General features: G+C 70.1%; 14 protein-coding genes. 7 read left to right on the top strand and 7 right to left on the bottom strand.

What is annotated here, in order from left to right; translation table 11 throughout:
* Positions 1-112: 112 nt before the first annotated feature.
* Entirely contained in the window at positions 113-1,312 is a 1,200-nt protein-coding gene (locus AB0J69_RS23175) for an MFS transporter (RefSeq protein WP_364120612.1), read from the bottom strand.
* A gap of 69 nt (positions 1,313-1,381) precedes the next feature.
* Here AB0J69_RS23175 and AB0J69_RS23170 point away from each other — a divergent pair, with 69 nt between their 5' ends.
* Genes AB0J69_RS23170 through AB0J69_RS23160 form a run of 3 tightly spaced genes read left to right on the top strand, consistent with a single transcriptional unit; the run spans position 1,382 to position 3,374 of the window.
* Positions 1,382-2,146, top strand: coding sequence for an SDR family oxidoreductase (locus AB0J69_RS23170; protein WP_364120609.1), 765 nt, complete (start codon positions 1,382-1,384; stop codon positions 2,144-2,146).
* A gap of 28 nt (positions 2,147-2,174) precedes the next feature.
* Complete coding sequence (locus AB0J69_RS23165) at positions 2,175-2,423, top strand: type B 50S ribosomal protein L31 (protein WP_364120606.1); 249 nt, start codon at positions 2,175-2,177, stop codon at positions 2,421-2,423.
* A gap of 3 nt (positions 2,424-2,426) precedes the next feature.
* Entirely contained in the window at positions 2,427-3,374 is a 948-nt protein-coding gene (locus tag AB0J69_RS23160; RefSeq protein ID WP_364120603.1) for a DUF1152 domain-containing protein, read from the top strand.
* A gap of 9 nt (positions 3,375-3,383) precedes the next feature.
* Here AB0J69_RS23160 and AB0J69_RS23155 read toward each other — a convergent pair whose 3' ends face one another.
* The gene (locus tag AB0J69_RS23155; RefSeq protein ID WP_364120600.1) at positions 3,384-4,076 is read right to left on the bottom strand and encodes a TetR-like C-terminal domain-containing protein; all 693 of its coding nucleotides are present in this window, start codon (positions 4,074-4,076) and stop codon (positions 3,384-3,386) included.
* 132 nt (positions 4,077-4,208) lie between these two features.
* Between AB0J69_RS23155 and AB0J69_RS23150 the strand changes: the two genes are divergently transcribed.
* Complete coding sequence (locus AB0J69_RS23150; RefSeq protein ID WP_364120597.1) at positions 4,209-4,448, top strand: DUF3040 domain-containing protein; 240 nt, start codon at positions 4,209-4,211, stop codon at positions 4,446-4,448.
* On the opposite strand, the gene AB0J69_RS23145 is transcribed toward AB0J69_RS23150, so the two are convergent.
* The 4 genes from AB0J69_RS23145 to AB0J69_RS23130 all read right to left on the bottom strand — a co-directional run bounded on the left by AB0J69_RS23145 (position 4,419) and on the right by AB0J69_RS23130 (position 6,967).
* Positions 4,419-4,676, bottom strand: coding sequence for a DUF6343 family protein (locus tag AB0J69_RS23145; protein WP_364120594.1), 258 nt, complete (start codon positions 4,674-4,676; stop codon positions 4,419-4,421). The genes AB0J69_RS23150 and AB0J69_RS23145 overlap by 30 nt on opposite strands.
* A 13-nt stretch (positions 4,677-4,689) precedes the next feature.
* Positions 4,690-5,394: a maleylpyruvate isomerase family mycothiol-dependent enzyme gene (locus AB0J69_RS23140; protein WP_364120591.1), complete on the bottom strand. Its 705-nt coding sequence runs from the start codon at positions 5,392-5,394 to the stop codon at positions 4,690-4,692.
* A gap of 17 nt (positions 5,395-5,411) precedes the next feature.
* Positions 5,412-6,116, bottom strand: a complete 705-nt coding sequence (locus AB0J69_RS23135; RefSeq protein WP_364120588.1) for a DUF4344 domain-containing metallopeptidase — start codon at positions 6,114-6,116, stop codon at positions 5,412-5,414.
* A gap of 158 nt (positions 6,117-6,274) precedes the next feature.
* The gene (locus AB0J69_RS23130; RefSeq protein ID WP_364120585.1) at positions 6,275-6,967 is read right to left on the bottom strand and encodes a hypothetical protein; all 693 of its coding nucleotides are present in this window, start codon (positions 6,965-6,967) and stop codon (positions 6,275-6,277) included.
* A 236-nt stretch (positions 6,968-7,203) separates the two neighbouring features.
* On the opposite strand from AB0J69_RS23130, the gene AB0J69_RS23125 reads away from it, so the two are divergent.
* A complete protein-coding gene (locus tag AB0J69_RS23125) occupies positions 7,204-8,076 on the top strand; it encodes a sugar kinase (protein ID WP_364120583.1) in 873 nt (290 codons plus the stop codon).
* Here the strand turns inward: AB0J69_RS23125 and AB0J69_RS23120 are convergent.
* Complete coding sequence (locus AB0J69_RS23120) at positions 8,073-11,339, bottom strand: discoidin domain-containing protein (RefSeq protein ID WP_364120580.1); 3,267 nt, start codon at positions 11,337-11,339, stop codon at positions 8,073-8,075. The genes AB0J69_RS23125 and AB0J69_RS23120 overlap by 4 nt on opposite strands.
* 238 nt (positions 11,340-11,577) lie before the next feature.
* Here AB0J69_RS23120 and AB0J69_RS23115 point away from each other — a divergent pair, with 238 nt between their 5' ends.
* Together AB0J69_RS23115 and AB0J69_RS23110 are read left to right on the top strand one after the other, a co-directional pair.
* Entirely contained in the window at positions 11,578-12,567 is a 990-nt protein-coding gene (locus AB0J69_RS23115; RefSeq protein ID WP_364120577.1) for a LacI family DNA-binding transcriptional regulator, read from the top strand.
* Positions 12,568-13,012: 445 nt separating this feature from the next.
* Positions 13,013-14,335, top strand: coding sequence for an extracellular solute-binding protein (locus AB0J69_RS23110; protein WP_364120574.1), 1,323 nt, complete (start codon positions 13,013-13,015; stop codon positions 14,333-14,335).
* Position 14,336: the final 1 nt, after the last annotated feature.

Raw genomic sequence — 14,336 nt, 5'->3', positions numbered from 1 at the left:
CGGCGGGCAGCGCCGTGCTCGTCCCGAGGGCCGCCCCGAAAGGCCGGTACGCCTACGGTACTAAGGCCGGGCGACTGTTCGTACGGCCAAGGCCCGGCGACTCCCCGTACGGCTAAGCAGCGGCCTCCGACGTGCCGCGGGCGCCGCGTTCGTAGGCCACCAGTGACAGCGCGCCGAGCACGCACGCTCCCGCCACCGCCCCCATCACCGCCGGATACCCGGCGACCTGCGCGATCCCGGCGGCCAGCAGCGGCGCCACGGCCTTGGCCACGGTGATCGGCAGCGCGAGCGCCCCGCTCAGCGACGCGTACGCGGCCGTGCCGTACCGGTCGGCCAGCAGCGCGGGCCGCGCGATCGTGGCCACCCCGAAGCCCAGCCCGAACAGCACCACCGCCACGACCGCCCCCACCCCGCCCCGCCCGACCAGCGGCAGGAGCACGGCCGCCAGGCCCTGCAGCCCGAACATGACCGCCGTGATCAGCGCCACCGGCCACCGCGCCTGCAACCCGGTGGTGACCAGCCGCCCGGTCACGGACAGTACGCCGAGCAGCCCCGCCACGCCGGCCGCGAACACCGGCGAATGCCCGAGCGTGATCAGGTACGTCACCAGCAGCACCCCCATGACCGCCACCGCGCCGGTCTGGGTCAGGAAGGCCGCGGCCAGCAGCCAGAACGGCCGCCCCCGCACCGCCGCCCGGACGATCTCCCGCCGGCCGGCTTGGGGCGGCGCCCGCCGGCTCCGCACGGCCAGCCCGTGCAGCGGCACGGCGGTCAGCGCGTAGCCGACGGCCAGGACGACCAGCGCCTGCCGCCACCCGTACAGCTCCACGAGTAACCCGGTCAGCGGCAGGAAGATGCTGGAGGCGAACCCCGCCACCACCGTCACCGCCAGCAGCGCCCGCGCCCGCCGGCGTGCGTCGAACCAGGCCACGATCACCGCGAACGCCGCCTCGTACAGCACCATGGCCGACGCCACGCCCAGCACCCCGCACACGAGGTAGAGCTGCACCACCGACCGCACCTGCGACCAGGCCAGCACCGCCAGCGCGCCCAGCGCGGAGCCCACGGTCATCAGCCCGCGCCCGCCGTGCCGGTCCAGCCAGCGCCCGATGAGCGGCGCCACCAGGCCCGACACCAGCACGGCCAGCGTGATCGCCCCGGTGAGCTGGGCGACCCCGGCGTCCAGGTCGCGCGACATCGGCGGGATGAACACGGAGAACGCGTAGTAGAGGATGCCGTATCCGGCGGTCTGGGTGATCGCGAGTGCGCCGATCATGCGCGCGGGGGACTTCAGTTCGGCGCCGGCGATCACGCCTGTTTCTTTCCCGTTCACCTCCCGGAAATACGGTGATATAGGTCACTGGGGACATAGCGTCGTGACATGACTCTTTCCTATGTAGTGACCGGCGGCGGGCGTGGCATCGGAAGAGCCGTGGTGGAGCGGCTCCTCCTCGGTGAGAAGGACACCGTGGTGGCCGTCGAGCGCGAGCCCGGCGCCCTGGACTGGGCCGGCTCCCGGGTCATCCCCCTGATCGGCGACGCGGCCGACGAGGAGGTCGCCGCGTGGGCCGCCGACCTGGCCCAGGAGGCGGGCACGCTGGCGGGCTGGGTGAACAATGCCGCCGTGTTCCGGGACGCCTCCGTGCATTCGTCGCCGATAGCCGAGGTCAGGGCGCTGATCGCGGCCAACCTGGACCTCGCCGTGGTGGGCTGCGCCACGGCCGTACGCCACTTCCTGGCGTCCGGCACGCCCGGCGCCATCGTGAACGTCACCTCCCACCAGGCCACCAGGGCGGTGCCCGGCAGCCTGCCCTACTCGACGGCGAAGGCCGCCACGGAGGGGCTGACGAGGGCGCTGGCCGTGGAGTACGGCAGGTACGGCATCCGGGTCAACGCCGTGGCCCCCGGCTCGGTGGCAACGGAACGGTACGAGGAGTTCCTGGCCGGGCAGGCCCCGGAGGACGCGGCGGCGGTGGTGGCGGAGCTGGCCAGACTGCACCCCCTGGGCCGCGTCGCCGCCCCGTCCGAGGTGGCCTCCGTCGTGGCGCACCTTCTCTCCCCGGACGCGGCCTTCGTCAACGGCGCCACGATCCCGGTGGACGGCGGCCGTACGGTGCTCGGTCTGGATCCCGAATCCAGGGAATGAAAACCGTTGTCTCCTGGTTGCAAGGGCCATGAGAAAGAACCTGCACCCCGACTACCGTCCGGTCGTCTTCCGCGACCCGAGCGTCGGCTTCGCCTTCCTCACCCGCTCGACCCTGACCAGCAACAGGACCGTCGAGTGGGAGGACGGCAGGACCTACCCGGTCGTCGACGTGGACGTGTCGTCCGCCAGCCACCCCTTCTACACGGGCCGTGGCCGCGTCCTCGACACCGCCGGCCGTGTTGAGCGCTTCAAGCAGCGATACGGTGGCAAGATCTGACCCATGTTCGATTCGCCCCTGTCCGCCCGGCTTGATCGTTCGAGCCGCATTCTCGTCGCCGGCGCGGGCGGGGGATCGGACGTGTACGCCGGGTTACCCCTTGCCCTGACCCTCCGGGAAGCGGGCAAGGAGGTGCACCTGGCGAACCTGTCGTTCAGCCACCTCGACGCCCTCGACCTCGACGTCTGGCTGCACGAGGACGTCGCCGAGATCCACCCCGACACGCCCTTCCGCGACTGGTACTTCCCCGAGGGCTGCCTGTCGCGCTGGCTGGCGGCGCATGGCCAGCCGTCCACCGTGTACGCCTTCCCCAAGGTCGGCGTGCGACCGCTGCGCGCCGCGTACGCCAAGCTCGCCGAGCACCTCGGCCTCGACGCGATCGTCCTGGTGGACGGCGGCACCGACATCCTGATGCGCGGCGACGAGGCCGGGCTCGGCACCCCGGCCGACGACATGACGAGCCTGGCCGCCGTGCACGCCCTCGACGTCCCCGAGAAGATCGTGGCCTGCCTGGGCTTCGGGGTGGACGCCTATCACGGCGTCAACCACGTACAGGTGCTGGAGAACCTGGCCGCCCTGGAGCGCGACGGCGCCTACCTGGGCGCGTTCTCGGTCTCCAGGGCCACGAAGGCGGGCGCGCTCTATCTCGACGCGGTCGCGCACGCGCAGGCGGAGCTGCCCGCGTACCCGAGCATCGTCAACGGCTCGATCGCCGCGGCCGTGCGCGGCGAGTTCGGGGACGTGCGCTTCACCGACAGGACGCGCGGCAGCGAGCTGTTCGTCAACCCGCTCATGGCCCTCTATTTCGCCGTGGACCTCGACGCGCTGGCCCGGCGCTCGCTCTATCTCGACCGCCTGTCGGACACCGTGCTGATGCGGCAGGTCGTCTCCGTCATCGAGGGGTTCCGTGACGAGATCACGCCACGCCCGCCCAAGGCGTTTCCGCACTAGAGACCCGCGCTAGAGGCCCATGGTGTCGGCCAGCGAGTCCATCTCGGCCCTCAGCAGCGTGGCGGCGCGGTGCCCCATCCCGGTGAACTGCCCCTGGACCTCCAGGCTCAGGATCCCCTGGAGGCGGGTCCACACCATGACGGTCCCGGTCAGCGCCGTGGCGGGATCGCCGTCCGGCGCGTACGCGCGCACCCATTCGGCCACGTCGGGCGTCTCCTCCACCCAGCGGAGCAACTCCTCCCGCAGCGGCGCGGCGGCCGGTCCGCACCGCCCCCGCCCGAACACCGGCAGGAACGGCCCCAGCACCTCCCGGGCCTGCCGGACGCTCTCCGGCGGCGCCCGGTATCCGGGCGACGGTGTCCCGGCCAGCAGGTGGAACAGGTGCGGGTGGGCCACGACCCAGGAGAAGAACGCCCGCGCCAGCGCGTGCAGGCGCTCGCGCGGCTCGTCCCCTGAGCCCTCCGCCGGGACCTCCGCGCGTACGGCCGCCGCCACCTCCCCGAACCCGTCGAGGATCAGCTCGGTGAGCAGGCTGTCGCGGCTCTCGAAATACTTGTAGATGGCCGGTCCGGTCATCCCCAGGTGCCTGGCCACCGCGTTCAGGCTGAGGGCCGCGGCCCCGCCGGCGCCGATCTGAGCGAGCGCGGCCTGCTTGATCTCGCTGCGGACCTGCTCGCGGTAGCGCTGTCGCGGTGTGGACATCCCTTCATTATCCTGAGTTCCGATCCCGGCACACGGTGTCATCACGTGACGGTCGCCTTCGTCAACGGCCGGGCATGCCCCGGCTACCGGTGGGTAAAAGGTGGGCACCGGCGTGGGAGCGATGGTGGTGCGATGGGTCTCTCCGGAAGGGAGCGCCGCATTCTCGCCGAGATCGAGCGCGCCCTCGAGCGGGAGGACCCCGAGCTGGCCAGGCGGGTCGCGGCGATCAACCGGATCGAGTCGGGCGGAAACGCCTTCCCCCAGGGCCACGGCGACCGGCTGCGCATGTGGGCCCTGGCCCACGTGTGGGCGATCTTCTGGCTGGGCGCGGTGGTGATCCTGCTACTGCTGGTGGCGGTCCTCACCACGTGAGCGCCGGTGCCGCAGCATCAGCAGGTCGATGGCGGCGATGACGGCCACGGCGGCGGCGATGGCGGCCTCCCAGCGCCACACCTCCTCGCCCGTGCTCATGGCCTGCACGGCGAAGAGGACCGCCGCGATGACACCGAGCACCAGGGCGACGAGGGACAGGACGCGGCGGGCGCGCAACGGGCTGCGCGCGGTCAGCGGCTCGGTGCCCTCGCGGTTACGCAGCCACATGACGGTTCCCCTCTCAGGCGAGGCACCTCAGGGCCGAGACCACGCGCGGGTCGACCTCGTGGGAGGCGGGCAGGCGGCCCACCGTGGCCTCGACGAACTCCGGGTACGACAGCGCGGCGGTGACCCCGTCCACGGCCGTCCACATCTCGTCGGCCGTCTGCTCCACCTGCACCTTGGCGTCCTGCTCGGCCAGCACGAACCGGCCCACCGCCACCCGCCACAACGTCCTGTCGTCGATCTCGTGGTCGGAGACGGGCGCGCCGACGTCGTCGGCGTGGGTGGCGTACTCGGAGTCGTAGTGGAAGGTCTGCAGGCCCACCGGGTAGGGGCCGGCCATCGTGTCCAGCAGGGCGTCGCGGCCGAGTGCCCGCATGCGCTCGCGCGTCTCGCCGTTCTTGGTCCGCCACTCCGCCAGGACGTCCTCGACGGGCAGGTCGCCGCGCTCGCGTACGCACCACTCGTTGAAGTCGTTGAACCCGGTCACGCCCACGTCGGCGACCTGGGCCATCAGGTCATGGACGGTCCCGTCGAGGCAGGCGTGGTTGTACAGCTCCTCGCCCGCCAGGTGCGCCAGCACGTCGCGCACCGACCAGCCCTCGCACCGGGACGGCCGCCGCCAACCGGCCTCGTCGAGACCCGAGAAGTACCGGTCGAGCCGGGCGGCCTCGGTGTCGAAGATGTCGAACGGGTTGAAGTCTTTGAGCAGGTCCTCGGCCATACTTCGGACGCTACCCCTCACGTGCCGACTTTCACGACCTTGTCCCCGATGGTGGACTTGACCCTGCTGTACTCGGCGGCGCAGGAAGGTGCGCGCTCGGCCGGAACCCAGCCGCCCTTGGCGATGCGGGCGTGCCCGGCCGGGTCGGAGCCGTAGAGCAGGCAGGCGAACGTGGCGGACTCCTCCAGGCCGGACAGGTGGTCGATGCCGGCGTGGCCGGCGAGCAGGTGGCGGGCCTCGGCGGCGGCCGCCGCGCGCCTGGGCCGGTCGGCCGCGAGCGTCAGCGCCGCGAACTGGTCGGCCTGCGCGTCGCTGTCCTGCATGCCGTTGAGCGTGGTCAGGGCGTGGCCGAGCTGGTGGTGGAAGAGCACGGACAGCGCGCCGTCCAGGCGGGCCTGCGCCGCGCCCGGGCTGGTCTCCTCGGTCTGGGAGATGCCCTTGATCGTGCCGCGTACCTTGTCGACCAGCGAGTAGCAGAGCGTGATCTCGCGTCGCTCGTGGTCCCAGGTGGCCGTGGGGGAGTCGCAGTCGCGGGCGACGACCTTGACCGGCTCGGGCAGCCGGATGCCGGTTCGCAGCGCGCCGCTGTCCTTCAGCACCTGCCTGGCCTGCTCGGCGCGCGATGAGTCGGGGCGTTCGTAACGTACGGACAGTTCCGGCGCGGGCGCCGCCCCCAGTGTGCTCGTCATGCTCAGGACGAGGGCGATCACGGGGTGCGGCATACCGGGGGCTCCTTCGGGGGTCGATCGTTCGGGGGTCGATCAGCGCAATGGGACTGTCCATGCGGCGATCGCGTGATCGATAAACCTCCGGAAGGTAAAAGATTCCGGAAAACCGGAAGCCCGGCCCCCAAAGGGAGACCGGGCCTCAGGCGAATGGATCAACGACGCCACCAGGAGCCGTAGACCCGCACGTAGTCCGTGCGGCTCTTGGCGCCCTCGAGCTCGTCGTCACCGGCGTACACGGCCCTGAAGGTGCCGCTCTTGTAGGCGCGGGTCTTGGCGTAGAACTTGCCGCCGCGGTCGGTCCAGTCGGAGGCGACCCACTTCCAGGCGCTCGAGCCGTTCGCACGGTAGTAGATGCTCACGCGCTCGCCGCGGACACCCTCCCAACCGTGGTCATCGACCAGGAGACGGCCGGAGAAGTAGATCGACTTGCCCTTGCGGACCTTGTAGGGGTCGGCGCTGAAGCGGGAGATCCGCGTGTCGGCCTTGCCCTTGACGATCTCGACCGAGAAGAACGCCTCGTCCTTGGCGATCTCCTTGCCGCCCTTGTCGAAGGCGACGGCGGTGGCCCGCCACTTGCCGGCGGGGTCGTTCTCGTTGAACCCGATGGCCCAGCGCCAGCCCTCGAGGTCCTTGACGTCCTTGCCGCGCATCGTGCGGAAGTTCGCGTCCGCGGGCGCGACGCTGAGCTCGACCTTCGCGACGTCGGAGCTGGCCCCGACATCGAAGTACGCGGTCGTCTCGGCGTCGGCCTTGACCACCACGGGGTTCGGGCTGATGTCACGGATCTTGAGCTGGGTGTCCGTCTTGGTGGCGGCCGTGGCGGCTCCCGCGCCAGACACCAGCATGGCACCGCCCACAAGGGCGGAAAGGATACCTACTGCGATCTTTTTCATGAGGGTGCTGATTCCTCTCCCCGTATTGACTCAGAGCCGGCCCGGGGTGCCGGCTCCCTCTACTACTTTGAGCCACCGGATGGGGAAAAGGTTCGCTAAAGTTACAGAAAATATTTGATCACGGCTTTAACCAGGGCGTATGCGAAAAAATCACTTTTGCGGTGACTTGACCTACTACAGTCTGCCTCATGACGGACGTGTACACGCTGGGCGAGCCGCTGGGGGTGGTCTCCAGCGGCCGTGTTCGCCATGAGACCGAGGCCAGGCTGGACGTCTGCGGGCCGGAGTTCACGCTCGCCATCGGCCTGGCCCGGCTCGGGCACCGGTGTGCGTACCTGGGCAAGGTGGGCGACGACGAGCTGGGTGCCCGGGCGTTGACCGTGCTCAGGGGCGAGGGCGTGGACGTCGAGGACGTGCGCGTGGCCGGCGGCGTGCGTACGGGGATGGTCCTGCGGGAGTCCCGCGTCGCCCGCGAGCCCAGGGTGACGCACTACCGCACCGGCTCGGCGGGCTCGCTGCTCGCGCCGGGCAACGTACCGATCGACCGGATCGCCGCCGCGAAGATGCTGCACGTGAGCGGTGTCACGGCGGGCCTGGGCAGGGACGCGCTGGACGCCGTGCTCGCGGCCGTGAGCGCGGCCAAGAACGCCGAGGTGATGATCTCCTTCTCCGTCGAGTACGTCCCCGAGCTGTGGCCGTCCGTGCGCGAGGCCGAGGAGGTGCTCAGCGAGCTGGCCTGCGACTCGCACCTGCTCTTCCTCCGCCAGGACGAGCTCGACCTGGTCAAACCGGCTCTCACGCCGGAGCGGGAGGTCGTGGTGGACCGCGGCGCGAAGGGCGCCAGCGTGCGGGCCGACCGGATGCGGTACGACGTGCAGGGCTGGCAGGTCCCCGTCGTGGACCCGGCGGGGTCGGGGGAGGCGTTCGCGGCCGGTTACATCAGCGCCGCGCTCGACGGCCTCATCCCCCAGGAACGCCTGCACCGCGGGGCGCTGTTGAGCGCCGCCGCGGTGACCAGCGTGAGCGACTGGCAGGGGTTGCCCACCAGGGACGAGCTCTAGTTCACCGTCAGGGTGAAGGTCGAGGTCGTGTTCTTGATGTTCTGATGGTTGTTGCTGAACCTGACGTTGTTGATCGTGGCCGACCCGACCGCCGGGCCCTGACCGGGCTCGGGCATCTCGTTCACCCAGATGCCGAACCCGGACTTGGCGTCGAAGGCGTCACCGCTCTTCTGCGCCCCGCTGATCGACACGTTCGTGAGGATCGTGTCCTTGACCGGGTTCAGCGGGGTCGTCGGGCTGGAGTAGCCGGTCTGGAACATGATCCCGCTGTACGTCGGGTCCACGATGTCCAGGTTGCTGACGCGGATGCCCTGGAACACCTTGGAGGAGGAGAACAGCCACATCGCCGGGAACGTCTGCTGCCCCCAGAAGTGACCGCCGGCCCTGACCAGCGAGATGTTGTCGAAGGTGGTGGGCGGGCTGGCGCCGAAGCCGTGCATCGGGATCCCGAAGTCCAGCGAGCTGATCGTGACGCCCGAGTACACCAGCGTGTCGGCCACGTAGATGTTCCGGAAGGTGTTGTCGTAGCCGCCGTACACCGCCAGGCCCGCCGCCCGCCACGTCAGCAGCGAGGTCAGGTTCTCGTAGACGTTGCCGAACTGCTCGCCCGAGTTGTTGTCGATGGCCGAGAACAGCGCGAAGCTGTCGTCACCCGTGGACCTGGTCTCGATGTTGGTGACGTGGTTGCCGGTGCTGCCGTTGGTCATGTTCAGGCCGTCGGCGAACACGTTCCTGATCCGCGAGTTCTTGATCGTCAGGTTGTCCGTGTTCGTGCCCCACAGCATGCATATCTGATGCTCGACCCAGATGTTGTCGATCGTCATGTTCGCCACGTTCGTGAAGTCGAACACCTTGCCCGGCCCGTCGATGCGCTCGACGTAGTTGCCGAAGTAGGCGAAGTTCGCGAACGTCGAGCCGTTGGCCGTCGCGTCCGCCCGGAAGCCGATGTCGGTGTTCTGCTGGCCGGCGGGCGCGTGGAACCGGGTGAACCAGGGGCCGGCGCCGACGACCCTGATCGCCTTGCCGTACACCTGGAACTTGCTGGAGGTCTGGTAGTCGCCCGGCGGCAGGTAGACGCCGGTCAGGTTGGCGTCCATGCGGGCCTTGTCCAGCGCGTTCTGCACGTCCTGGTGCGAGAATCCGGCCGGTACGGCGTACTTCGCCGGGTCCGGGTTCCCCAGCTGCGCGACCTGCTCGAAGTCGACGAAGTCGATGGCGTAGTTGTGGGCGTTGGCCGCGTCCTTCTGCAGCCTGATCCTGCTGCCCTCCGGGACGGTCCTGCCGAGCAGCAGGTTCGCCTCGTCGTAGATGTGCCTGGGCGGGCCCGAGCCGGGGTTGTTGTTCGGGCTCGCCTCGGGGCCGTACAGCCAGGCGTAGCGGGAGGTCAGGTTGATGGTCTTGAGGAAGGTGCCGTCGACGTAGACGTTCAGGGTGGAGTCGATCCCGCCGCCGCCCGGCGCGTCCGGCATCGAGAAGCGGGTGACCAGGGTGTTCGTCGGCGCCCTGGTGGTGAACTCGACGTAGGCGCCGGTCTGGTTCAGCGTCACCGCGCGGCGCCCGGACGCCTCGCCGGCGACCGTGCCGATCTCCCTGCTGGGGCCGACACGGGTGGCGCCGCCGCCGACCGCGGCGTCCTCGGCCTCGTACGTGTCGTACGGCATGTTCGCGCCGCGCCCGACGAACAGCGGCAGCGTGCTGGTGTTGTTGGCGCGCTTGACCGGCAGCTCGTTGGCGTCGTCGGCGAGCACGGTCCGAACCGTGTACCTGCCGTTGGCCGCCGTCCACGTGCCCAGGCTCACCGGGCCGGTCGTGGCGCCGGGGGCGATGGCGCCGCTGGTGGAGCCGGTGAGCGTCCTGACGACGGCGCCGGCGTCGTTGAGGACGGTGAGCGTGATGCCGTGCGCGCCGCCGCCGGACGCCACGGTGCCCTGGTTCTTGATCGCGACCGAGAACGTCACCGTGCTGCCCGCGGCCGGGTTGCCCGGCGTCCAGGCGACGGGGGAGGCGATCAGGTCGGCCGTGTCGACCGGCCGCACGGTCAGCGTGCCGGTGGCGGTGTTGTTGGCCTCGTTCTGCTCGACGACCTTGCCGTCCTCGTCCACCTTGGCCTGGAGCTGGTACGTCCCCGCGTCCCTGGCGCCGATGTTCGCCGAGACGGTGGTGGAGGCGCCGGCGGCCAGGGCGCCCACGGCGGCGGTGCCGACCTTGGTGGTGCCGGCGTAGAAGTTGACCGAGGTCGCGGCCGAGCCCGCCGTCCCGGCGTTCCTGACCGTGGCCGACAGCGTGACCGCGTCGGTCTCCACCGGACTGGCCGGGGCGGAGGTCAGGTTCGTGACGGTGAGGTCAGGGTTGGCGGCCGGGGTGCCGAAGATCTGGAACTCGGCGATCTGGCCGCCGGGGGCGCCGGTGTTGGCGGTGATCTGCAGCCGGACGTCGGCGACCTTGGCGGTCACCGGGATGGTCACCGTGTTGCCGGTGGCCGGGTCGAAGGTGTGGGCGGCCGGGGAGACCAGGTTGGTGAAGGAGGTGGCGTTCTGTTCGCGGCCGAGCACCTGGATGGTCTGGGTGCGCCGGGCCCAGGCTGGGTCCGGGTTGAGTTTGAGGGTGATCGAGCTGAGGTCGGCGTTGGCGCCGAGGTGCACGGTGAGCGTGTTGGGGTAGGTGGCGCCTTCCCAGTAGGTTTGCAGGTTGTTGTCGTTGGCGTTGGCGGCCACGTAGGTGTGGGTGTGGGCGGAGCCGGTGATCGGTTTGCCGAGGGCTAGGTTGGTGCCGGGGTCGGGGGTGTCGGGGGTGCTGCCCCAGGCTTCGAGTTCCGACAGTTGTCCGGCCGGCCAGCCGTTGTTGGCGGTGATCTGCAGGCGTAGGTAGCGGGTGGTGGTGGCGGCGAAGGTGATGGTGGCGGTGGGGTTGAAGGTGTGGGTGGCTGCGGGGGCGATGGTGCTGAAGCCGGTGCCGGTGGTGCTGCCCTGCACGGTCAGTGTCTGGGTGCGGCTGGGCCAGCCGGTGGGCAGTTTGAGCACCAGCTTGGTCACGCTGGCGGTGGTGCCCAGGTCGACCTGGATCCACTGCGGGAAGGCGTTGTTGGCCGATTCCCAGTAGGTGGCCTGGTTGCCGTCGGTCACGTTGGCGGCGGCGTAGACGTCGTTGGTGCTGCTGGCGGTGGCGGTCTTGCCGGCGGCGAGGTTGGTGTCGGCCGCGGCCGGAGCGGGCGGGGCGACCAGGATTGCGATCAGTAACGTAAGGGCGGCAAGCAGTGCTCTCATGGGGGTGGCCCTTCGGGTAAGGCGGATGGCCGAACCATAAGATGTCGAGCAGAAGGCCGCAATATTTCGACGAGATTTCGCAAACATTTGACTGACAAAAGTTGTACGGTGCCGTCTCGAAGTGCTGGTCAGCGAGCGGGGGCAGGCACGAACCCCGCCGTGGGCGCGGCGCAAGCCACGACGTCCGATCTACGTAAGCCGTTGCAAGCGCTTGCGCGGAAGGTCGTATAGTTTGCGCATGACTCGACGACTCGCAGAGGTGGCCAAGAAGGTCGGGGTGAGCGAGGCGACCGTGAGTCGCGTGCTCAACGGCAAGCCCGGGGTGTCCGACGCGACTCGCGAGGCCGTGCTGACCGCGCTCGACGTGCTGGGCTACGAACGCCCCACCCAGCTGCGCGGCGACCGCGCCCGGCTGGTCGGCCTGGTGCTCCCAGAGCTGCAGAACCCGATCTTCCCCGCCTTCGCGGAAGTGGTCGGCGGCGCCCTGGCGCAGCAGGGCTTCACCTCGGTGCTGTGCACCCGCACGGTCGGCGGCGTCTCCGAGGCCGACTACGTGGATCTCCTGCTCCAGCAGCAGGTCAGCGGCGTGGTCTTCGCCGGCGGCCTGTACGCCCAGGCCGACGCCTCGCACGGCCACTACGAGTTGCTGCACGAGCGCAAGCTCCCCACGGTCCTGGTCAACGCCGCCGTCGAGCACCTCGACTTCCCCCAGGTGTCGTGCGACGACGTGGTGGCCGCCGAGATGGCCATCGCCCACCTGCGCGCCCTCGGCCACGAACGGATCGGCATGGTGCTCGGGCCCAAGGACCACATGCCGTCGCGGCGCAAGCTGGAGACGTTCCAGGCCGGGGGCGGGGACGCCGAGCTGGTGGAGCACACGATGTTCTCGCTGGAGGGCGGGCACGCGGCCGCCGCCCGGCTGGTCAAGCGCGGGGTGACCGGCGTGATCTGCGCCAGCGACCTGCTGGCGCTGGGCACGGTCCGCGCCGCCCGCCGCGCCGGCCTCGCCGTCCCCGCGGACATCTCGGTCATCGGCTTCGACGACTCGGCCCTGATGAACTGCACGGAGCCGCCGTTGACCACGGTCCGCCAGCCGATCGACGCCATGGGCCGCGCCGCCGTCGACCTCCTGGTCGCCCAGATCGACAAGGCCGTGGTGCCCGCCGACGAGCTCCTCTTCGAACCCGAACTGGTAGTCCGCGCCTCCACCGCCCGCGCCCACCCCTGACCCCACGCGATCTGCCGGCACCGGCGAGCCGGCCTTCTGGTCGTCCCCTCCTGAGACCCCGCCCCCTTCCGGAGCACGCTCCCGGCGAACGGCGTGCGCGGCCCATCACGCCCCGGACCGCCTGACGACGGTGCAGGCGGGCGGGCTTCCGCGCCGGACCCGTGGGCGCCGCGGGCGACGCTTCCGCGGGCCGGTCCGGCGGCACGACGCGGTCGAGCGCCGCTGATCCTCCTCCCGCCGTCCCCAAAGCCTCGGCCCGTGCGGCGGGGACGGGCCCGGCCCCGTGCCGTGGAGGAGGTTCGCCGGACTGGCGGCGTAATGCAGTCGTTATCTTGCAATATGAAGTCGAAATATTGCGCACATACGTCACGGATCCTATGGTGTGGGCACCTCGCATCAGAAGGGTCAGATCATGCAGAGATCCACCGGACTCTTGCTCGTAACCGTGCTAGGACTCGCGGCCTCGGCTTGCGGATCGGGCGGCGAGCCGGCCACCCCCAACGCCAGCGGCGGCGCCAAGGCCGTGACGATCACGGTGGCCTGCCAGCCGGCGAAGTCCGCCCCGAAGGAGCGGCAGGCCTGGGACGACGACGTGGCCACGTTCATGAAGGAACACCCCGGCGTGACGGTCAAGAGCACTGATCAGCAGCCGTGCTTCGACCCCAAGACGTTCGGTCCCAAGCTGGCGGGCGGCCAGATGGAGACCGCCTTCGTGGTGCCCGTGACCAACTACAACGACGTGATCTCCAAGGGCCAGGCGCTGGACATCACGCAGTACACCGGCAGCATCAAGAACTGGAATGACCTGCGCGCCGACCACAAGGAGCTGGTCACCAAGGACGGCAAGGTCTTCGGCGTCCCGAACGTCCACTACAGCGTGGGCCTGGTCTACAACCGGGCCCTGTTCACCAAGGCCGGGCTCGACCCCAACACCCCGCCCACGACCTGGGCCGAGGTCCGCGAGGCGGCCAAGAAGATCGCCGCGCTCGGCCAGGGCTACGTCGGCTACGGCGAGTACTCCGGCGGCAACACCGGCGGCTGGCACTTCACCCAGGCCATCTACGGTCGCGGCGGCGACATCCTGACCCCCGACAACAAGAAGGCCGCGTTCAACTCGCCCGAGGGCAAGGCCGTGCTGCAGAACCTGCACGACATGCGCTGGGTGGACAACAGCATGGGCTCCAAGCTGCTGGTCGGCTGGGAGTCGCTCATGGTCGCCATGGGCAGCGGCAAGGTCGGCATGATGCTGGGCGCCCCCGACGTGGTCACCGACGTGGTGAACAAGTTCAAGGGCAACGTCGCCGACTACGGCATCACCGGCTTCCCCGAGGCCAAGGCGTCGCTGAGCGGCGGCGAAGCGTTCATGATCAACCCGAAGGCGACCCCGGAGGAGGCCAAGGCCGCGCTGGAGTGGATCGACTTCCGCTTCAACACCGTCGGCAAGGGCCGCTTCGACTTCGCCCGCGGCAAGAGCATCGGCAACCCCGTGGGCGTGCCGGACAACGCCGTCTTCGGTGACTCGCCCACCGGCCAGGCCATCCAGGCCGACCGGGTGAAGAACGCCTCGCTCCCGGTGACGAACTACGAGTCGTACGTACAGGCCGCCGGCACGATCCCGCCGAAGGCGGAGCCGCTGCACGCACAGGAGCTGTACGCCATCCTCGACGTGGCCATGTCCGGCGTGCTGAGCCGCAAGGACGCCAGCGTCGATCAGCTGCTCGCGGACGCCGAGACGAAGGCCAACTCGATGCTGGCGGCCAAGGGCTGAC

It is taken from the genome of Nonomuraea sp. NPDC049709, from assembly GCF_040674815.1.
Lineage (GTDB): Bacteria > Actinomycetota > Actinomycetes > Streptosporangiales > Streptosporangiaceae > Nonomuraea.
Note: the sequence above shows the minus strand (reverse complement) of the source record. Positions and strands in the feature narration are given on the sequence as shown.

Coding starts and splice junctions, on each gene's coding strand:
- AB0J69_RS23115 (WP_364120577.1), top strand. CDS start 11,578: ATGACTCGACGACTCGCAGAGGTGGCCAAGAAGGTCGGGGTGAGCGAG.
- AB0J69_RS23160 (WP_364120603.1), top strand. CDS start 2,427: ATGTTCGATTCGCCCCTGTCCGCCCGGCTTGATCGTTCGAGCCGCATT.
- AB0J69_RS23130 (WP_364120585.1), bottom strand. CDS start 6,967: ATGCTGGTGTCTGGCGCGGGAGCCGCCACGGCCGCCACCAAGACGGAC.
- AB0J69_RS23125 (WP_364120583.1), top strand. CDS start 7,204: ATGACGGACGTGTACACGCTGGGCGAGCCGCTGGGGGTGGTCTCCAGC.
- AB0J69_RS23150 (WP_364120597.1), top strand. CDS start 4,209: ATGGGTCTCTCCGGAAGGGAGCGCCGCATTCTCGCCGAGATCGAGCGC.
- AB0J69_RS23120 (WP_364120580.1), bottom strand. CDS start 11,339: ATGAGAGCACTGCTTGCCGCCCTTACGTTACTGATCGCAATCCTGGTC.
- AB0J69_RS23165 (WP_364120606.1), top strand. CDS start 2,175: ATGAGAAAGAACCTGCACCCCGACTACCGTCCGGTCGTCTTCCGCGAC.
- AB0J69_RS23145 (WP_364120594.1), bottom strand. CDS start 4,676: ATGTGGCTGCGTAACCGCGAGGGCACCGAGCCGCTGACCGCGCGCAGC.
- AB0J69_RS23135 (WP_364120588.1), bottom strand. CDS start 6,116: ATGCCGCACCCCGTGATCGCCCTCGTCCTGAGCATGACGAGCACACTG.
- AB0J69_RS23170 (WP_364120609.1), top strand. CDS start 1,382: ATGACTCTTTCCTATGTAGTGACCGGCGGCGGGCGTGGCATCGGAAGA.
- AB0J69_RS23140 (WP_364120591.1), bottom strand. CDS start 5,394: ATGGCCGAGGACCTGCTCAAAGACTTCAACCCGTTCGACATCTTCGAC.
- AB0J69_RS23155 (WP_364120600.1), bottom strand. CDS start 4,076: ATGTCCACACCGCGACAGCGCTACCGCGAGCAGGTCCGCAGCGAGATC.